Raw genomic sequence first — 16702 nt, forward strand, 5'->3', positions numbered from 1 at the left:
TTTTCAACGGAAGTTTGTGAAATACTTAACAAACTTATTGTATAACATTAACCTTTTTTTGAAAAGAGGAGATGTTGGCTATTTTTATTTAAGGGGATGGCGTTTGATTAAAGGTGTAAGTCCAGGGAAATGCGTCGCAAATAGTATCAATTGCAAAAATCGCTATTAATCAAAAAAGGGTTATAATAAAAGGATTATTATAATTACACATACGAATGCAGCAGTTGATGAAATCTAAAATCTAAATCTTCGGTGTACAGGAATCATTTTTTTACTTACAAAACGTAGTTTGTACACAATAATAATTTTTATTAATTGGTAAGTTAAAAACCAAATTATCTGATGATCAGGAACGGTTTGCAGTTCATTTAGGTGGGACTAGACATATCTGAAAAGAATTGTAGGGACATCGTTTTGGATTAAGATAGGGCCTTATTTGGGGGCTAAGCAAGAAAGAGGACTTATATCTTAGGGTATATTAGGCTGAACCTATACGAAGCGAAGTATGGGTTTTTGTTTTGTGATAAAAAGGAATGAAGAATCGTATTATACTAAAATATTCCTTTGACAATCTCCTGAAACTCCTATATATTTAGCTAGTACTTTAGTGCTTAAAAGCGTTTCAGTAATTGTGAGGAGTGAAAAGGTCCAAGCCTTACCTCAGAGAATATACAACATTGAAAGCGGGGAAATACATCATGCGTCTTGAAGATGCAAAGCTAAAACTCTCCTTACTTGAAGCAATTGGGGTTTTGGCCATTCTATTCTTAATCATTGCAACTGGTATCATACATTATGGACTTGCCCCCCATATTCCAATAATTGCGGCAATCCTTTTCTTATTTGTTTATGGGAAGATCAAGAAGCTGCCATTTTCGATTATGGAGGCGGCTATCGTCAAAGGTGCAGGTACTGGTATGGGAGCCATTTATATATTCTTTTTCATTGGAATGCTGATTTCCATCTGGATGGCAAGCGGGACGATCCCTACCATCATGTACTATGGGTTTGACTGGATTTCTGGGGAATATTTCTATGCGATCACATTTCTGGTGTGTTCGCTAATTGGGCTCTGTATCGGGAGTTCACTTACAACATCAGCCACAATCGGCGTTGCTTTAATAGGTATGGCGGCTGCGATGGATTTATCGTTGGCGATTACAGCCGGTGCAATCATTTCCGGTGCATTTCTTGGGGATAAAATGTCTCCATTATCCGACTCTACCAACCTTGCATCGGGAACGGTTGGAGCACCATTGTTTGAACATATTAATAATATGCTTTGGACTACGATTCCAGGTTTTTTAATATCGCTAATCATCTTTTACTTCCTTTCACCGAATGTCAAAGTTGCTCGTGTTGAGGAAATCGAAGCCATGACCAAAGCCCTGGAATTGGAAACGAATATAAGCATATGGAGTTTGATTCCGTTTGTCATCGTTCTAATCATGGCTTTGAAAAAGGTGTCAGCCATTCCGACATTGTCGGCAGGAATCATTTCGGCAGCCATCATCGCTTTCATTCAAACGCCTAATTTGACGGTTGCAAAACTAGCAGATATTTTATACGGCGGATTCGTACTCAAGAGTGGAATGGATCAACTTGACTCAATCTTATCGCGGGGCGGCATTGAAAGTATGATGTTCTCCGTTTCGATGGTGTTGTTGGCATTGGCGATGGGCGGACTCTTGTTTGAATTGGGAGTCATCCCTTCCATTTTAAATGCGGTCCAGGATTCATTGACGAGTGTAGCGAAAGTGATTTCGGCTACTGTATTTGCAGGAATCAGCGTGAATTTCCTAGTGGGTGAACAGTATTTGTCAGTAATACTGCCAGGGAAGGCATTTCAACAGAAATATGAAGATTTAGGCTTGCAGCCCAAAACGCTTGCGAGGGTACTTGAAGATGCGGGAACAGTTGTGAATCCTCTGGTTCCTTGGGGTGTTTGCGGTGTATTCCTGACACAGGTATTGGGTGTTTCAACCCTTGAATATGCCCCATTTGCATTCTTCTGCCTACTTTGTCCTTTGCTCAGTCTGATTTCTGGCTTTACGAAAATTGGTATCCATTATAAATGAAAAAAACAGGCGGTCGGTTTCGACTGCCTGTTTTTTTATGTGAAGTTCAATAACCTTACAGAGAAGGAAACCCCCTGACATGAAAATAAATGTCAGGGGTGTATTTGATCGATTATTTTGAAGACGCAATCTCATCTTTTGGGATGGACACGACCTGTTCTTTCTGTTCAAGTAAATTCATTCGCATTACGACATTTTGGTATATGCCCATTGAAAGCATGAGCAGCAGTAAGGAAGATCCTCCATAACTGATGAATGGAAGAGTGATCCCTGTAATTGGGATAAGACCAGTCACTCCGCCAACGTTGATGCCAACTTGAATGCCGATCATGGATGAGATGCCGATCAATAAAAGACTTCCAAAAGGATCCTTGCATTTTGCTGAAAGCACAAACCCCCTTAGGACGATAAAACCTAGTGTCAAAAGAACGAACCCGACTCCGAATATCCCGAGCTCTTCTGCAATGACGGCCATGATGAAATCAGTATGTGATTCAGGCAGGTAGCCGTATTTTTGTACACTGTCACCGAGTCCCACTCCTGTAAGGCCACCGGATCCTATCGCGAATAATGAATTGACGAGTTGATACCCGCTTTCTCCTGCCTTTCCGAAAGGGTCTGCAAACCCTGTAAAACGAGACACCTTATTTTCTGAGAGGACGGATGAGAAATTACCTGTCACGAGTACTCCTATTGCGAATATCGCAACGAATATCGCAGTAATCAAAGAAAGTTTGAATATGCTCTTAAAAGACATCCCGGATGAAATGATCATGGTACTTGAAATCAGGAAAATGACTGCTGCCGTTCCATAGTCAGGTTGAATCCCGATTAAAAAACAGATGAATACCAGAAAGAAAATCGGGGGGATGACGGCTTTATCAATACTATTGATTCGATCTTGCCTTTTTCCGTAAATGGCGGCCAGATAAATGATCATCGCCAATTTGGAAAATTCTGCAGGTTGGATCGATGCTGTCCCTAACTTGAACCAGCTTGTGGCATTTCCAGCTGTATGGCCGAAGATAAATAGCATCAAAAGGATACCGGCCATTCCAAACATCATAGACATCAAGAACATTTTGTTTTTGTACATCTTATAAGGAAGGATCATCGTGACGATCATTGCCAGGAATGAAATGAGAAAGGCCGTTTTTTGTTTCTCAAAAAAGAAATCCATGGGCTGACCGTATCGAGCAACAGCAGTAACCATACTCGAACTGTAAATCATGACTAAACCAAACAAACAGAGTAATACGACAGCGATGAAAATAGGGAAGTCGTATGCTTTAATTATTCTTTTCACTTGTGCGCTCACCTCAAATATGTATGCGCGAAAAAATCGCCTTCTTATATAGTAACGGAAAATCGGTTATATAGATAATAATTTTTATTCGATAATATGAATTTATCCTCCATTACCCAATATTAAACACTAAAACCGATAAACTAGTCTCCCGGATTTCCTTTTTGCTTATAGCCAAATTTGGATTCCTATACATTACCTTCGATAGTAAACGTGAATACTCCTTTTAATACCGAAAACTTTTTACTATATATTCCATTTATGCGGTGCTATAGAGATTACTATTCAAGGTTATTGATGACTGGGCCGTAGTTCATGGGTTTCACCAAATGAATTGTAAAACGTGACGTGATGTCGCGGATACTGTAAACGAATTTGCTAAAAGAATAACTCATCTTAAGAGGTATACTTAGCTCCAATTATGTTGCAGGGAATCGGACAGGGATTTTATGGGGAGAGGGTAACGGTTGTGAACTTGGTTCCAATCGATTATATTATACAGGCTGCTGCGTCTCTGGCATTATATAAGAGGGTTCAGGAAAAAACTCGTACTTTTAGTAGTTTATGAACGTTTCTCTCATGAAGTGTTTAAGAAAAGTAGTCAGGCACTCTTATCAATCCGTCCTGGCATATTAAGGAGTGGAATAGAGTCGCTACTATAAAATGTCACTTAGAAAGGGCGTTTTGACAGCACTGCAGCCGAGAAGTTTTGCTGCATGTTCCTCCTAGGTCGATCTTTATTTAAAGGATAAAAATGATATGGAGTACCAATAAAAATAAGGTAAAGCAAGGGGAGTAGTTATGGAAGAAATACATGACAAGTTGGAAGTGTTTTCTCCGGCAACAGGTGAGAAGATTGCGGAAATCGTCCCAACGCCATTGAAGTCGATTCCTCATATATATAAGAAATCAAGACATGCGTTCCAATCATGGTCGAATCTTCCCATCAAGGAACGACTGCACTATTTAAAACGGCTTCGATTATTGATGGTTGAAAAAATGGATGAAATAGCTGAAGTCGTTTCAAAAGATACGGGAAAAGTGAAAATTGAAGCGCTGGTTGCTGACATCATGCCCACGATTGATGCAATCAAGCATATCGAGAAACATGCAGTGAAGACTCTTTCCGGACGGAAGGTCACCACTCCACTCATGTTAATTGGTAAAAAATCTTATATCCATTATATGCCCCGTGGAACGATTCTCGTCATTTCACCATGGAATTATCCGCTGCAGCTTTCCATGGTACCTATTCTTAATGCTCTAGCAGCGGGAAATACAGTCATCGCCAAGCCATCAGAGGTAACTCCTTTAGTTGGTGTGTGCATCGAAAATCTGTTTCTTGAAGCTGGTTTCCCAGAAGGGACTATACAGTTTGCCCATGGAGGGAAAGAATTGGGTGCGGCATTAACTGAGCAAAAACCAGATTATATATTTTTTACTGGATCTGTAAGGACTGGAAAAATGATTGGTGAGGTCGCAGCAAGACACCTGATCCCAACGACTCTGGAGCTTGGCGGTAAGGATCCGATGATCGTTCTGCGTGATGCTAACTTGGAGCGGGCTGTGAACGGGGCTCTATGGGGGGCTTTCACAAATAGTGGGCAGGTGTGCATGAGTGTAGAACGGGTATATGTGGAACGACCTGTTTATAAGGAATTTCTAATGCTTCTTAAAGAAAAAACGAAGTCCATGAGGCAGGGAGTGCAATCGAACGATGATATCGGTTCAATGACTTTCCCGGCACAAGTTGATATTGTGGCTGGACACCTAGAGGATGCACTGAATAAGGGGGCCGTACTTGAAACCGGAACACCTCCAAAAGAGTGGAAAAAGGGACAGACCCATTTCATTCCGCCGGCAATTCTGTCCAATGTCGATCATTCCATGAAAATCATGAAAGAAGAAACGTTCGGACCCGTGTTGCCTGTTATACCTTTCGATACGGAGGAAGAAGTGATCGCCCTGGCAAATGAAAGTGAATATGGACTCAATTCCAGCGTTTGGACAATGGATAGGGAAAAAGCAAGCAGGATTGCGTCACGGTTAGTAACTGGGGCGGTGACGATCAATGATGTGCTGATAACGGTTGCTAATCATCATTTACCATTTGGCGGTGCCAAACAAAGTGGGGTTGGCCGCTATCATGGCGAGCATGGATTGAAGATTTTTTGCCATGAAAAAGCGATCATGATCGATAATGGTAAAAACAATACAGAAATACAATGGTATCCATATGAAGGGAAATACCCGAGTTTTTTATCGCTGTTTCAGAACTACTTTTCTGCCAAACCGAACTGGATTCGTTTCGGCAAAGAATATTTGCGATTGATGAAATTATCCAAAGGGAACCGAAAGTGAGATCCATTTATAAAAAAGATTGTTATTTTCATAACTCGCGCGTATACTATTAATATACTTAATAACTGATTTTCCTTTTCAAAGGGGAGTAGCGTTAGGGTTCGCCCTAAAACAAAGTCGTCATTACGTGGATGTTAAACATTCATCGGCTTTGTTGACATGATTTCATGTTCAGCAAGACCTTTGCCTATACGGCAGAGGTCTTTTTATTTTGCCAATGCCAATAGGAAGGAAATACTAACTATTGGAGGTTGAATGGATGGAAGCATCAATATTATTGGAATATGGCTGGGTCCTTCTTATCTTGGTTGGATTGGAAGGGATACTTGCTGCGGATAATGCAGTCGTCATGGCTGTCATGGTTAAGCATTTGCCAAAAGAACAACAGCGAAAAGCCTTGTTTTATGGTCTGATGGGAGCTTTTGTTTTCCGCTTTGCAAGTTTATTCCTTATTTCCTTTCTTGTCGACGTGTGGCAAGTTCAAGCAATCGGTGCGATTTATTTACTTTTCATTGCTTTTCAGAACATTTACAAAAAATACGCTGGTAAAGGTGATAAGGAAATCAAGAAACCCAAAAAGCAATCTGGCTTCTGGATGACCGTGGTAAAGGTTGAAGCGGCTGATATAGCTTTCGCAATCGATTCCATGTTGGCTGCCGTCGCACTGGCTGTTACACTTCCTGCAACAGGCTGGATGAAAGTAGGCGGTATTGACGGAGGGCAATTCGCTGTCATGTTCCTCGGAGGTTTGATTGGATTGGTCATTATGCGATTTGCAGCAACTGCATTCGTGAAGTTGCTTCATCAGCGTCCTTCACTTGAAATGGCAGCATTTTTGATTGTGGGTTGGGTTGGAGTGAAATTGGCGGTACACACACTTGCACACCCTTCATTGGCTGTCATCGATCATCATTTCCCTGAATCAACTCTTTGGAAATCGATTTTCTGGGCTGTTTTGATTGGAATTGCAGCAGGTGCATGGATCATTTCAAGCAAAAAAGAAAAAAAAGAAAAAGAAGAGAAAAAAATACAGGAAGCTTAAAAAAACAGGCCTGCTGGTCACGCCTAGAGTTTGTAGTCAAAAGGGGTTTTACCTAAAATTTCAAAACAAAGTTGATTGGAACGAAAGGTGCGAGACTCCTGCGGGAAAAGCGCGTCGAGGGGAGACCCCGCGGGCGCAAGGCGCCGAGGAGGCTCCCGGACCGCCCGCGGAAAGCGAGTGCCTGGAGTGGAAATCAACGTTTGAGGTTTTATAAACCTTCATAAAAACTGAAACAAACTTGATTTTCATCGAGTTTATCTACAGTCTGTAGGCGTGCTGGTCACGCCTATTTTTTTTGCTTCTTAATGTATTTATGGAGATGACCCTCAAAAGCGCAGGTATGTTTACGTATGATATGTTAAAAGATGTGAATATTAAATTCCGGTTATAAAAATGACAATTGTCCCATTGTATTGGACGAAAACCCGGAAAAAGTTATTTTACTGTAATTGCACTGTAATAAACGAGAAAAAACTAAGTATTTTATCATGTTGATATATTATGTGATTTCATTTAAATCGCAAAAATAGTTCTTTTGGTACTGTCTTTTAGACTCCCTCCGCTTAAGATAAGTATGTTGATGCGTATTTTATGTTCAACAGGAGCGAGGTGAGCAAATGCTTGGATTGTTGTTTACAGCATTCAAAAAAAAGCGTTCTTTAGAAGAAACCGTATTGAAAATTCAACAAGGCGATATTAGCCTTCGTAATGATACTATAGAATCATTCAAACCTTTTATTGCGAAAACCGTCTCGTCGGTTTGCAAACGTTACATATACGAATCGGATGATGAATTCAGTATTGGTATGATTGCTTTTAACGAGGCTATCGATAAATATTCCCCGGAAAAAGGCCGTTCTTTATTGGCATTTGCCGAAACCCTCGTTAAACGAAGGGTTATAGATTATTTAAGAAGCCAATCCAAACAAAAAGAAGTACTATTGGATTTATCACTGAATGATGATAATGATCAAAGCCATATATATATCGATAATGAAAATTCCATCAATGAATACGAGAAGCAGAAGGAATCGGAAAGAAGAAAAGAAGAAATTCAGCTTTATATAAGCCATCTACAGGATTTTGGTCTGTCATTTGAGGATTTAGTTGAAAACTCTCCCAAACATGCAGATGCCAGGAAGGGAGCTATCATGATCGCTAAATTGTTAATGGAAGATGACGAACTGAAAGAAACCCTGTTTGCAAAAAAGCGGCTGCCCGTAAAACAGCTTGAGGGAAAAGTGGAAGTAAGCAGAAAAACGATTGAACGGAACAGAAAATACATCATTGCTGTGGCAATCATAATAAACGGAGATTTTTTGTATTTGAATGATTATATAAAAGGGGCTATCGATGGATGAAAAAAGGAGTTATTCTTTCAGTTAATAAGCGATATGTAACCCTATTGACCCCCGAGGGTGAATTTCTGAAAACCAAAAGGCAGGAGCGGGTATATGAAGTGGGTGAGGAAATCACTTTTTCACCTGCTAAACAAAATTTCACTTTAGCTTTTTCCAATTTTCATTCATCTTTCAAAAAAACGGCCGTGCTAAGCATTGCCTCCACCTTCTTGATACTCTTTTCGATTCTTCCTTCTTATTTCTCTGGTCACGTGTCAGCATATATGACGATAGATGTGAATCCAAGCATTGAATTGGAGCTTGACGATGATTTAGAAGTTCTCAAACTTACCGGTTTAAATGAAGACGGCAAGCTTGTGATTGATCATCTGAAGGACTGGAAAGGAAAGAATATAAAGACTGTTACAAACCGAATCGTTGAAACGACGAAGCAACTTGGTTATTTGAAAGGAAATAAAAAAATAGTCGTTTCCACAACGTTATTGGAAAAAAATAAAGAACTGGATAAGAATTTAAAAGAAGAGATAAAAGAAATATCTGAGCAGGATAATGTTTCTGATACAAGAATGAAAGTGATCCAGGCAACAAAAAGCGATCGGAAGCAAGCAAGGGAACAAGGCATATCCACGGGTAGGTATCTCGAAAAGAAGTTGAATGAAGATAAAGGAAAGGTAAAAGTCAATAAGAGGGAGCCTGCTCCAGCGCCAGTTAAAAAAATCGAGGGAAAGGTTGTTATTCCGAAAGAGAAGGGTGTAACGCTGAGTACGGAAAACAAATCGGATGGGGAAAAGAAAAAAGAGAATGATGCAATTGAAATAAAGCAAAAGCCGGCTAATGAAGCCAAACCGACTGAAAGGAAAGGCCCGGCAACGCAATTTACCAAAATTAAGGGACAAACCGAACGGGTAGATACAATTGGAAAACGGAATGCCATAAATGGAAACAAGGAAAAAAGCAACAAGTCAAAAGGAAAATCGGATAGCGATCACAGCAACCAATCAAAGAACGAGCAGAAAAATGAAAAGAGTGATAAAAAGATCGATGTGAAAAAAGTTCCATCAGTCAATGAAAAGAATAATAATGATCATAAAAAGCACGACAGGCAGGATAAACAAGGGAAGCACAATAACCAGGATAGGCAGGATAAACAAGGGAAGCACAATAACCAGGATAGGCAGGATAAACAAGGGAAGCACAATAACCAGGATAGGCAGGATAAACAAGGTAAGCAAGATAACCAGGATAGGCAGGATAAACATGGTAAGCAAGATAACCATGATAAGCAATATAAACAAGATAAGAAAGATTGGGATAAGTCGAAATGGGGTAAAGGCAATAATGGAAACGGAAATGGACATAATGATTAAAAAGAGTCCAGCATGCAGCTGGACTCTTAGCCATGGATATTAAATTGTAATAAGAATTATTGACCTTTAAGTTGAGATTGTGCTTGTTGTACAAGACGTTTCGTGATTTCTCCGCCAACTGAACCATTGGCACGTGCTGAAGTATCGGAACCTAATTGTACACCGAATTCAGATGCAATTTCATATTTGATTTGTTCTAATGCTTGTTCGATTCCAGGAACAAGAAGGTTGTTACTGCTGTTAGCCATTTGAATCTCCCCTTTACTTTTTCAACGGCTTTTGCCGCTGTAATGATAGTATAAGTAGAATGTGGAGTTTTACTTATATGAGCAGCATCAAAGTTATTGGTAAACCTGCCTATTTGTTGTAAGTAAGTCAGTTTTAAAAGAGAATGGAAAAAAGAATGAAAAAAGAATGAAAAAAGGGTAAACTAGATTTTTAATGGTTATGTGATTCGCATAACTATAAAGGAGTAAGAAAGGAAACTCTTTATGTTTGCTATCAAAAAAATATTATCAAAGTTAACACCCGCTCAGCTTATCGTCGGTTATTACTTTTTGGCCGTAAGTATCTCGACCATATTGTTGAGTCTGCCGGTTGCTCTTAAGCCAGGCGTGGAATTTAAATTCATGGATGCATTATTCACAGCCGTAAGTGCAGTTAGTGTAACAGGCCTAACAGTTGTTAGTTTACCCGAAGTGTATAATGAGGTAGGCTATTTCATTCTAATGTTTGTTCTCCAATTTGGCGGTATTGGCATTATGACACTTGGAACGTTTTTTTGGTTGATTTTGGGTAAGAAAATCGGTTTGAAGGAAAGACAATTGATCATGACAGATCAAAACCAATCGAATCTTTCGGGTCTTGTTAAATTATTGATTCAAATCATTCAGATATTTGTCGTAATTGAAATGATTGGAGCTCTAGTTTTAGGCATTTACTTTCTGAATTATTTTCCTAACTGGAAAGAAGCCTTTTTAAATGGCTTATTTTTAGCCATAAGTGCCACCACGAATGCTGGTTTTGATATTACCGGTATTTCAATGATTCCATTTAAAGACGATTATTTTGTACAGTTCATCACGATTATCCTGCTTACCCTTGGAGCAATCGGGTTTCCTGTCTTGATTGAGTTGAAAGAGTTTTTATCCAATAAAGCCCGTACTTATAAGTTTCATTTTTCTTTGTTCACGAAGCTGACATCAGTCACTTTCTTTTCCCTTATCATTGGGGGAACGATCCTGATTCACTTGCTGGAAATGAACGGGTTTTTTAAAGATAAAAACTGGCACGAATCTTTTTTTTACTCTCTATTTATGTCATCGAATACGAGAAGTGGTGGCCTTGCAACGATGAATGTGAGCGATTTTTCGGAACCGACCCTTTTATTGCTGAGCATTTTGATGTTCATTGGAGCATCCCCAAGTTCAGTCGGGGGAGGGATACGGACAACGACTCTGGCCATCATGATTCTATTTTTATGGAATTTCATGAGGGGAAGGCGTTCCATTAAAGTGTTCAAGCGGGAGATTCATCCCGATGATATTCGAAAGGCGACAGCAGTTATGATCATGGGATCGCTCCTTTGCATAATCGCGGTCTTCATTTTATCGATTACTGAGAATTTTACTTTGATGCAAATCATTTTTGAAGTATGCTCGGCTTTTGGTTCAGTTGGACTTTCGATGGGAATTACGCCTGAACTCAGTAATACCGGTAAGATTGTCATTATGATCATTATGTTCATTGGCCGTGTCGGGATAACGTCCCTCCTGTATATCATAGGCCATAAAGAAGTTACGGAAAATTATCATTATCCAAAGGAACGTGTCATCATTGGGTAAATGATTTAAGTAGAACAGTAACCTTTCCATCTAGGAAAGGTTTTTTATTTTGTTTGCAGGAATCATGGACAAAATGTTGAAATTTACCTATAAGTGAGTATTCAACTATTTAAACATACAAAAATATGCTTAATTTGCCCCCTTACTTTGAATTCATTCGGATGAAGTATAAATCATTTTGGTGAGGAGGTGGAAGAAGTGAAGAAATATACTGGAAGGATCTTTGTCCCTGCCCTTTTCTTCATATTGATATTACCCTATATAGGGTGGCTGGGGCATGAAGAACGAAGGTTTTCCGCCTTTGCAGGAATATATTTAATCGTAATTTTAACCATTGCCTGGTGTTTGGGTGCCATCTTCGATCATAACCGGAAAACGATTGCTTTGTTGCAGGATAGCGAAGGGCGTTATCGCATTATCTCCAATTATTCTAAAGAATTAATCAATAGCTTCAATGAGGTCGTTTTCCAAACGGATGAGAAAGGGAAATGGTTGTATTTAAACCCGGCATGGAAATCGATGAGTGGTGCAACCGTGAATGAATCCCTGGGGCTTCACTTTTCTAAGCATATGGATAACGCTTCTTATCAAGACGTATTAAAGACCTTTGCGGACTCCTTTCATCGAGGGGATAAATATTTTCGTGCGGACATTAAACTAAATGCGAAAAAGGGAACAAGTTGGGTTGAAGCATTCGTTAAACTAATTTACGATGACGCTGGGAAATTTATCGGGACGGCGGGCATATTATCGGAAATCAATGAACGTAAACATGCGGAGGAAAAGCTTGTGAGCCAAAACGAACACCTGGCAATCACATCAAGCAAATTATCAACGGCTGCCCAACTTGCGGCAGGGATTGCACATGAGGTCAGGAACCCGATGACAGCGATAATGGGATTCGTGAAGTTGATTAAAGATGGCGGTTCTGAAAAGCAGGAATACTATGATATTATTTTTTCGGAAATAAATCGAATCGAGCAAGTTCTGAATGAACTCTTGCTGCTATCGAAACCTGCTGAGGCGGTTTTTCTTGAGAAGGATTTAAAGGAGAGCTGCAACCATGTCGTAACGCTGTTGGAGACAAATGCCGTACTGAACAATATTCAAATTCATAAAAATTATGATTCAGAACCTATTTTTATGTACTTTGATGAAAACCAAATCAAGCAAGTATTAATAAACATGATAAAAAATTCCATAGAATCGATGCCGAATGGCGGAAATATTTTTGTGAGCATAAATGAAAAAAATGGGGAAGTTTTTTTGAGCATTTTGGATGAAGGGGAGGGTATCCCGGAAAACTCCCTTCAAAAAATAGGAGAGCCATTTTTCACTACAAAAACAACAGGAACGGGATTGGGTCTTTCCGTTTGTTTTAGAATCATCGAAAAGCACGGAGGAAAAGTTTTCATCACGAGTGAACTGAAAAAAGGTACGAAAATCGTTTGTATCTTTCCAACCGTCCAACAAAGGGAATATAGTGAGAACGAAAAGGTCCGGATGCAGGGCCACGAATGACAAGAAAATAATGATTTAATCGTTGAAAAAATCTGAATATTATGTATATACTTTAAGAGTAATAACATACTAACCGGTTAGTAAGTTTAAAAGGAGGAATTCAATTTGAACTTTGAACATACTCAAAAGGTGAAAGATCTGGAAAAGAAGTTAACGGAATTCATGGAAAAGCACGTTTACCCAAATGAATCAATATACAAGAAGCAGCTTGAAGCACAGAAGAGCCGCTGGAGTGAAATACCCCCGATTTTATCTGAATTGACGGCAAAAGCAAAAGAAGAAGGATTATGGAATTTATTTTTACCTGATAGCGGTTATGGCGCGGGTTTAACAAATCTAGAATATGCCCCGCTTTGTGAAATCATGGGTAGGTCGTCGATAGGGCCTGAAATCTTCAACTGTAATGCGCCGGACACTGGTAATATGGAAGTGTTGGTGAGATACGGTTCAGATGAACATAAGGAACGCTGGCTGAAGCCCTTGCTTGCTGGGGAAATCCGCTCATGTTTCTCGATGACAGAACCGGAAGTGGCGTCTTCCGATGCGACCAATATCGAATGCAGGATAGAAAAGACGGGTAATGAGTATGTCATAAACGGCCGAAAATGGTGGTCTTCAGGCGCAGGCGATCCCCGATGCAAGATTGCCATCGTCATGGGTAAGACGGATCCTGAGGCGTCCAAGCATGAACAACAGTCAATGATTCTTGTACCGCTGGATACACCGGGTGTCAAAATCGAGAGAATGCTCCCTGTGTTTGGTTATGATCATGCCCCGCATGGCCATGCCGAAATCACTTTTGAAAATGTGAGGGTCCCGGCAACGAATATTCTATGGGGTGAAGGCAAAGGATTTGCGATTGCCCAAGGAAGACTCGGACCCGGAAGGATACATCATTGCATGAGGCTGATCGGCGCTGCTGAAAGAGCTCTTGAAGAATTATGTAAGCGCATTCAAAATCGTGTCGCTTTTGGTAAAACATTGGCGAGACAAGGTGTGATCATGGAGTGGGTTGCTGATTCACGCATTGAAATCGAACAAGCAAGACTTCTGACCTTAAAAGCTGCTTATATGATGGATACTGTCGGGAACAAGGAAGCGAAGGCGGAGATTGCCATGATAAAAGTGGTGGCACCAAATATGGCATTGAATGTGCTGGACAGGGCCATCCAAGGCTTTGGAGCTGCAGGGATTTCCGATGATTTCCCTTTTGCTGCACATTGGGCAAATGCACGGACTTTAAGGCTTGCTGATGGTCCCGATGAAGTTCACCGCTCACAAGTTGCTAAGATAGAACTTCGAAAATACCAGCAAAAGCATGAGGTGAAAATATGAAAGTTACCGACTTATTCGATCTAACTGGAAAGACGGCGATCATAACAGGTGGAGGGAGAGGATTGGGAGCACAAATAGCGACCGGCTTTGCCGAAGCTGGGGCAAATGTCGTTCTTTGTTCAAGGAAGAAGGAGGCATGCGACGAAGTTGCTTCACAAATCGAAAAGCTTGGAGTCAGGGCGCTTTCCCTGAAGTGTGATATCACCAATCCTTCAGATGTACAGGAAGTTGTTAACGAAACTTACCGTGAATTTGGTGCCATCGACATTTTAGTAAACAATAGCGGGGCATCCTGGGGGGCACCAGCCGTCGACATGCCCCTTGAAGCATGGCAGAAGGTGATGAATGTCAATGTAACCGGAACCTTTATCATGAGCCAGACAACAGGCAGGGTCATGATTGAACAGGGACATGGGAAAATCATAAACATCGCTTCCGTTGCCGGATTAGGGGGGACCGACCCGAGGGTGCTCGATACGGTCGGATATAATACGAGTAAAGGGGCGGTCATTACTTTAACGAAGGATTTAGCTGTTAAATGGGGTCAGCATAATATCAATGTTAATGCAATCGCACCCGGATTCTTTCCGACAAAAATGACGAAAGGGGTTCTTGAGCAAGGAAAGAATCCTATCTTGGATTCCACGCCGCTAAAAAGATTAGGGAGTGATGATGATTTGAAAGGGGCAGCGGTTTTCCTGGCCTCAAAGGCATCCGATTTTGTGACTGGAAATATCTTGATTGTCGATGGGGGTTCACATGCAAAGTAATGAAAGATGAGTAAATATGGCTGGAGGGTATGAAATGATGAATGAAAAAAAATGGCTTTCCGTTTATCCTGATTCAATTTCAAAGGAAATAAAAGTCCCTGAGTTTCCGATGCAAAGGATCCTTCAAAATGCATGTCAGTCCTATCCAAACAATACAGCTATTACTTTTTATGACCGAAAGATATCCTATCAGGAACTTTTTCATGCGTCGCAAGCCTTTGCTTCAGCCCTGCAAAAAAAAGGTGTTCAAAAAGGCGATCGTGTCGCCATCATGCTACCTAACTGTCCGCAATACGTTATAGCTTATTATGGATCGTTGGCAACAGGAGCCATTATCACCCAAATCAACCCAATGCTGGTTGAAAGGGAACTTCAGCATATTTTACAGGACTCCGGTGCTGAAACGATCGTTGTATTGGATGGATTATACCCGAAAGTGAAAAGTGTGCAGCAACATGCAAATCTGAAAAATATCATCGCCGTAAGCCTTCAGTCTTCGGATGCAGATTTCCAGCCTGATGCTTCTTTTGACCAATTCATGAAGGCAGGGGACGGCAAAATCAATCACGTATCAATCGATCCGGAAAATGATATAGCCGTTCTTCAGTATACAGGAGGAACAACCGGCCGTTCAAAAGGGGCGATGCTGACTCACAGCAATATTCTGGCCAATGTCGTTCAATCGTATGAATTCTTCAAGCATGAATTAAAAATGGGCTCTGAAAGAACGCTGTCGGTCATCCCGCTTTTTCATGTTTTTGGAATGACGTCCGCAATGAATTTATCCGTGTATATTGCGGGTGATTCCATCATGCTGCCACGATTTGAAATAGAAGAGGTGCTGGAAACGATTAAGCGTGAACAGCCGACCACTTTTCCTGGTGTACCGACCATGTATGTAGCGTTGACGAATCATCCAAAGGCAGAAGAATATGGAATGGGCTCAATCCAGGTCTGTAACAGCGGAAGTGCACCGATGCCCGTGGAACTGCTGCGTGAGTTCGAACGAAAATCAGGTGCGAAGATATTGGAAGGCTACGGTCTTACGGAAGCTTCGCCAACAACGCATTGTAACCCGGCATTTGCAAAAAGGAAGCCTGGGAGCGTCGGGATTGGTTTCCCTTCGACTGAATATAAAGTGATGGACCTGGGGGACGGGACAAAAGAAATGGACCCTGGCGAATTGGGGGAATTGGTCGTCAAAGGACCTCAAGTGATGAAAGGTTACTGGAATATGCCGGAGGAAACGGCGGTGACCCTTAGGGATGGTTGGCTTTATACGGGTGATATCGCCAAAGTTGATGAAGACGGTTATCTCTATATTGTCGACAGGAAAAAAGATTTGATCATCGCAAGTGGTTATAATATATATCCGCGAGATGTAGAGGAAGTTCTTTATGAACATCCTGCTGTCCAGGAAGCGGTTGTCATCGGAGTTCCAGATGCTTACCGAGGGGAGTCGGTAAAAGCTGTGCTTGTACTTAAAAATAATAAAACGGCAAATGAACGGGAAATCATCGATTACTGCCGAGCAAACCTATCGGCTTATAAAGTTCCGCATTTCGTTGAATTTCGTGATGAGTTACCGAAAACAAATGTCGGAAAGATTTTAAGGCGTGCTTTAAGAGAAGAACTTTCCAGGAAATAAGAGGGCTTTGATAGTACGAACGCGTATGATATCAATTCAGCTGAAATTTTAACAGATTGCGAGGATGCA

Annotated in this window: 12 protein-coding genes; 10 read left to right on the forward strand and 2 right to left on the reverse strand. The window is 40.8% G+C overall.

Annotation, left to right across the window (positions count from 1 at the left end):
* The first annotated feature begins 698 nt into the window (after window positions 1-698).
* Window positions 699-2078 carry a Na+/H+ antiporter NhaC gene (gene nhaC / locus AC3ISB_RS07060; protein ID WP_480339192.1) on the forward strand — a complete coding sequence of 460 codons (1380 nt, stop codon included), beginning with the start codon at window positions 699-701 and terminating at the stop codon, window positions 2076-2078.
* Window positions 2079-2190: 112 nt separating this feature from the next.
* Here the strand turns inward: nhaC and AC3ISB_RS07065 are convergent, their stop codons facing one another.
* The gene (locus tag AC3ISB_RS07065; RefSeq protein ID WP_430097979.1) at window positions 2191-3384 is read right to left on the reverse strand and encodes an FtsW/RodA/SpoVE family cell cycle protein; all 1194 of its coding nucleotides are present in this window, start codon (window positions 3382-3384) and stop codon (window positions 2191-2193) included.
* 801 nt (window positions 3385-4185) lie between these two features.
* Here AC3ISB_RS07065 and AC3ISB_RS07070 point away from each other — a divergent pair.
* The 4 genes from AC3ISB_RS07070 (at window position 4186) to AC3ISB_RS07085 (ending at window position 9515) form a co-directional block, all read left to right on the forward strand.
* Window positions 4186-5745: an aldehyde dehydrogenase family protein gene (locus tag AC3ISB_RS07070; protein ID WP_098371191.1), complete on the forward strand. Its 1560-nt coding sequence runs from the start codon at window positions 4186-4188 to the stop codon at window positions 5743-5745.
* A gap of 259 nt (window positions 5746-6004) precedes the next feature.
* Window positions 6005-6787 (forward strand): TerC family protein, encoded by a 783-nt coding sequence (locus AC3ISB_RS07075; RefSeq protein WP_141992467.1) that lies wholly within the window; start codon window positions 6005-6007, stop codon window positions 6785-6787.
* 617 nt (window positions 6788-7404) lie between these two features.
* Complete coding sequence (sigI, locus tag AC3ISB_RS07080; RefSeq protein ID WP_076366895.1) at window positions 7405-8148, forward strand: RNA polymerase sigma factor SigI; 744 nt, start codon at window positions 7405-7407, stop codon at window positions 8146-8148.
* Entirely contained in the window at window positions 8145-9515 is a 1371-nt protein-coding gene (locus tag AC3ISB_RS07085) for an anti-sigma factor domain-containing protein (protein WP_489275912.1), read from the forward strand. The genes sigI and AC3ISB_RS07085 overlap by 4 nt, the downstream gene beginning before the upstream one ends.
* 56 nt (window positions 9516-9571) lie before the next feature.
* On the opposite strand, the gene AC3ISB_RS07090 is transcribed toward AC3ISB_RS07085, so the two are convergent.
* Entirely contained in the window at window positions 9572-9763 is a 192-nt protein-coding gene (locus AC3ISB_RS07090; RefSeq protein WP_034314196.1) for an alpha/beta-type small acid-soluble spore protein, read from the reverse strand.
* 243 nt (window positions 9764-10006) lie between these two features.
* Here AC3ISB_RS07090 and AC3ISB_RS07095 point away from each other — a divergent pair, with 243 nt between their 5' ends.
* The 5 genes from AC3ISB_RS07095 (at window position 10007) to AC3ISB_RS07115 (ending at window position 16633) form a co-directional block, all read left to right on the forward strand.
* A complete protein-coding gene (locus tag AC3ISB_RS07095; RefSeq protein ID WP_098371188.1) occupies window positions 10007-11359 on the forward strand; it encodes a TrkH family potassium uptake protein in 1353 nt (450 codons plus the stop codon).
* A gap of 198 nt (window positions 11360-11557) precedes the next feature.
* Complete coding sequence (locus tag AC3ISB_RS07100) at window positions 11558-12880, forward strand: ATP-binding protein (RefSeq protein WP_480339188.1); 1323 nt, start codon at window positions 11558-11560, stop codon at window positions 12878-12880.
* Window positions 12881-12985: 105 nt separating this feature from the next.
* Complete coding sequence (locus AC3ISB_RS07105) at window positions 12986-14215, forward strand: acyl-CoA dehydrogenase family protein (RefSeq protein WP_141992463.1); 1230 nt, start codon at window positions 12986-12988, stop codon at window positions 14213-14215.
* Window positions 14212-14985: an SDR family oxidoreductase gene (locus AC3ISB_RS07110; protein WP_377409134.1), complete on the forward strand. Its 774-nt coding sequence runs from the start codon at window positions 14212-14214 to the stop codon at window positions 14983-14985. The genes AC3ISB_RS07105 and AC3ISB_RS07110 overlap by 4 nt, the downstream gene beginning before the upstream one ends.
* Before the next feature lie 37 nt (window positions 14986-15022).
* Window positions 15023-16633 (forward strand): long-chain-fatty-acid--CoA ligase, encoded by a 1611-nt coding sequence (locus AC3ISB_RS07115; protein WP_480339237.1) that lies wholly within the window; start codon window positions 15023-15025, stop codon window positions 16631-16633.
* Window positions 16634-16702: the final 69 nt, after the last annotated feature.

The organism is Peribacillus sp. GL_122 (assembly GCF_057835005.1).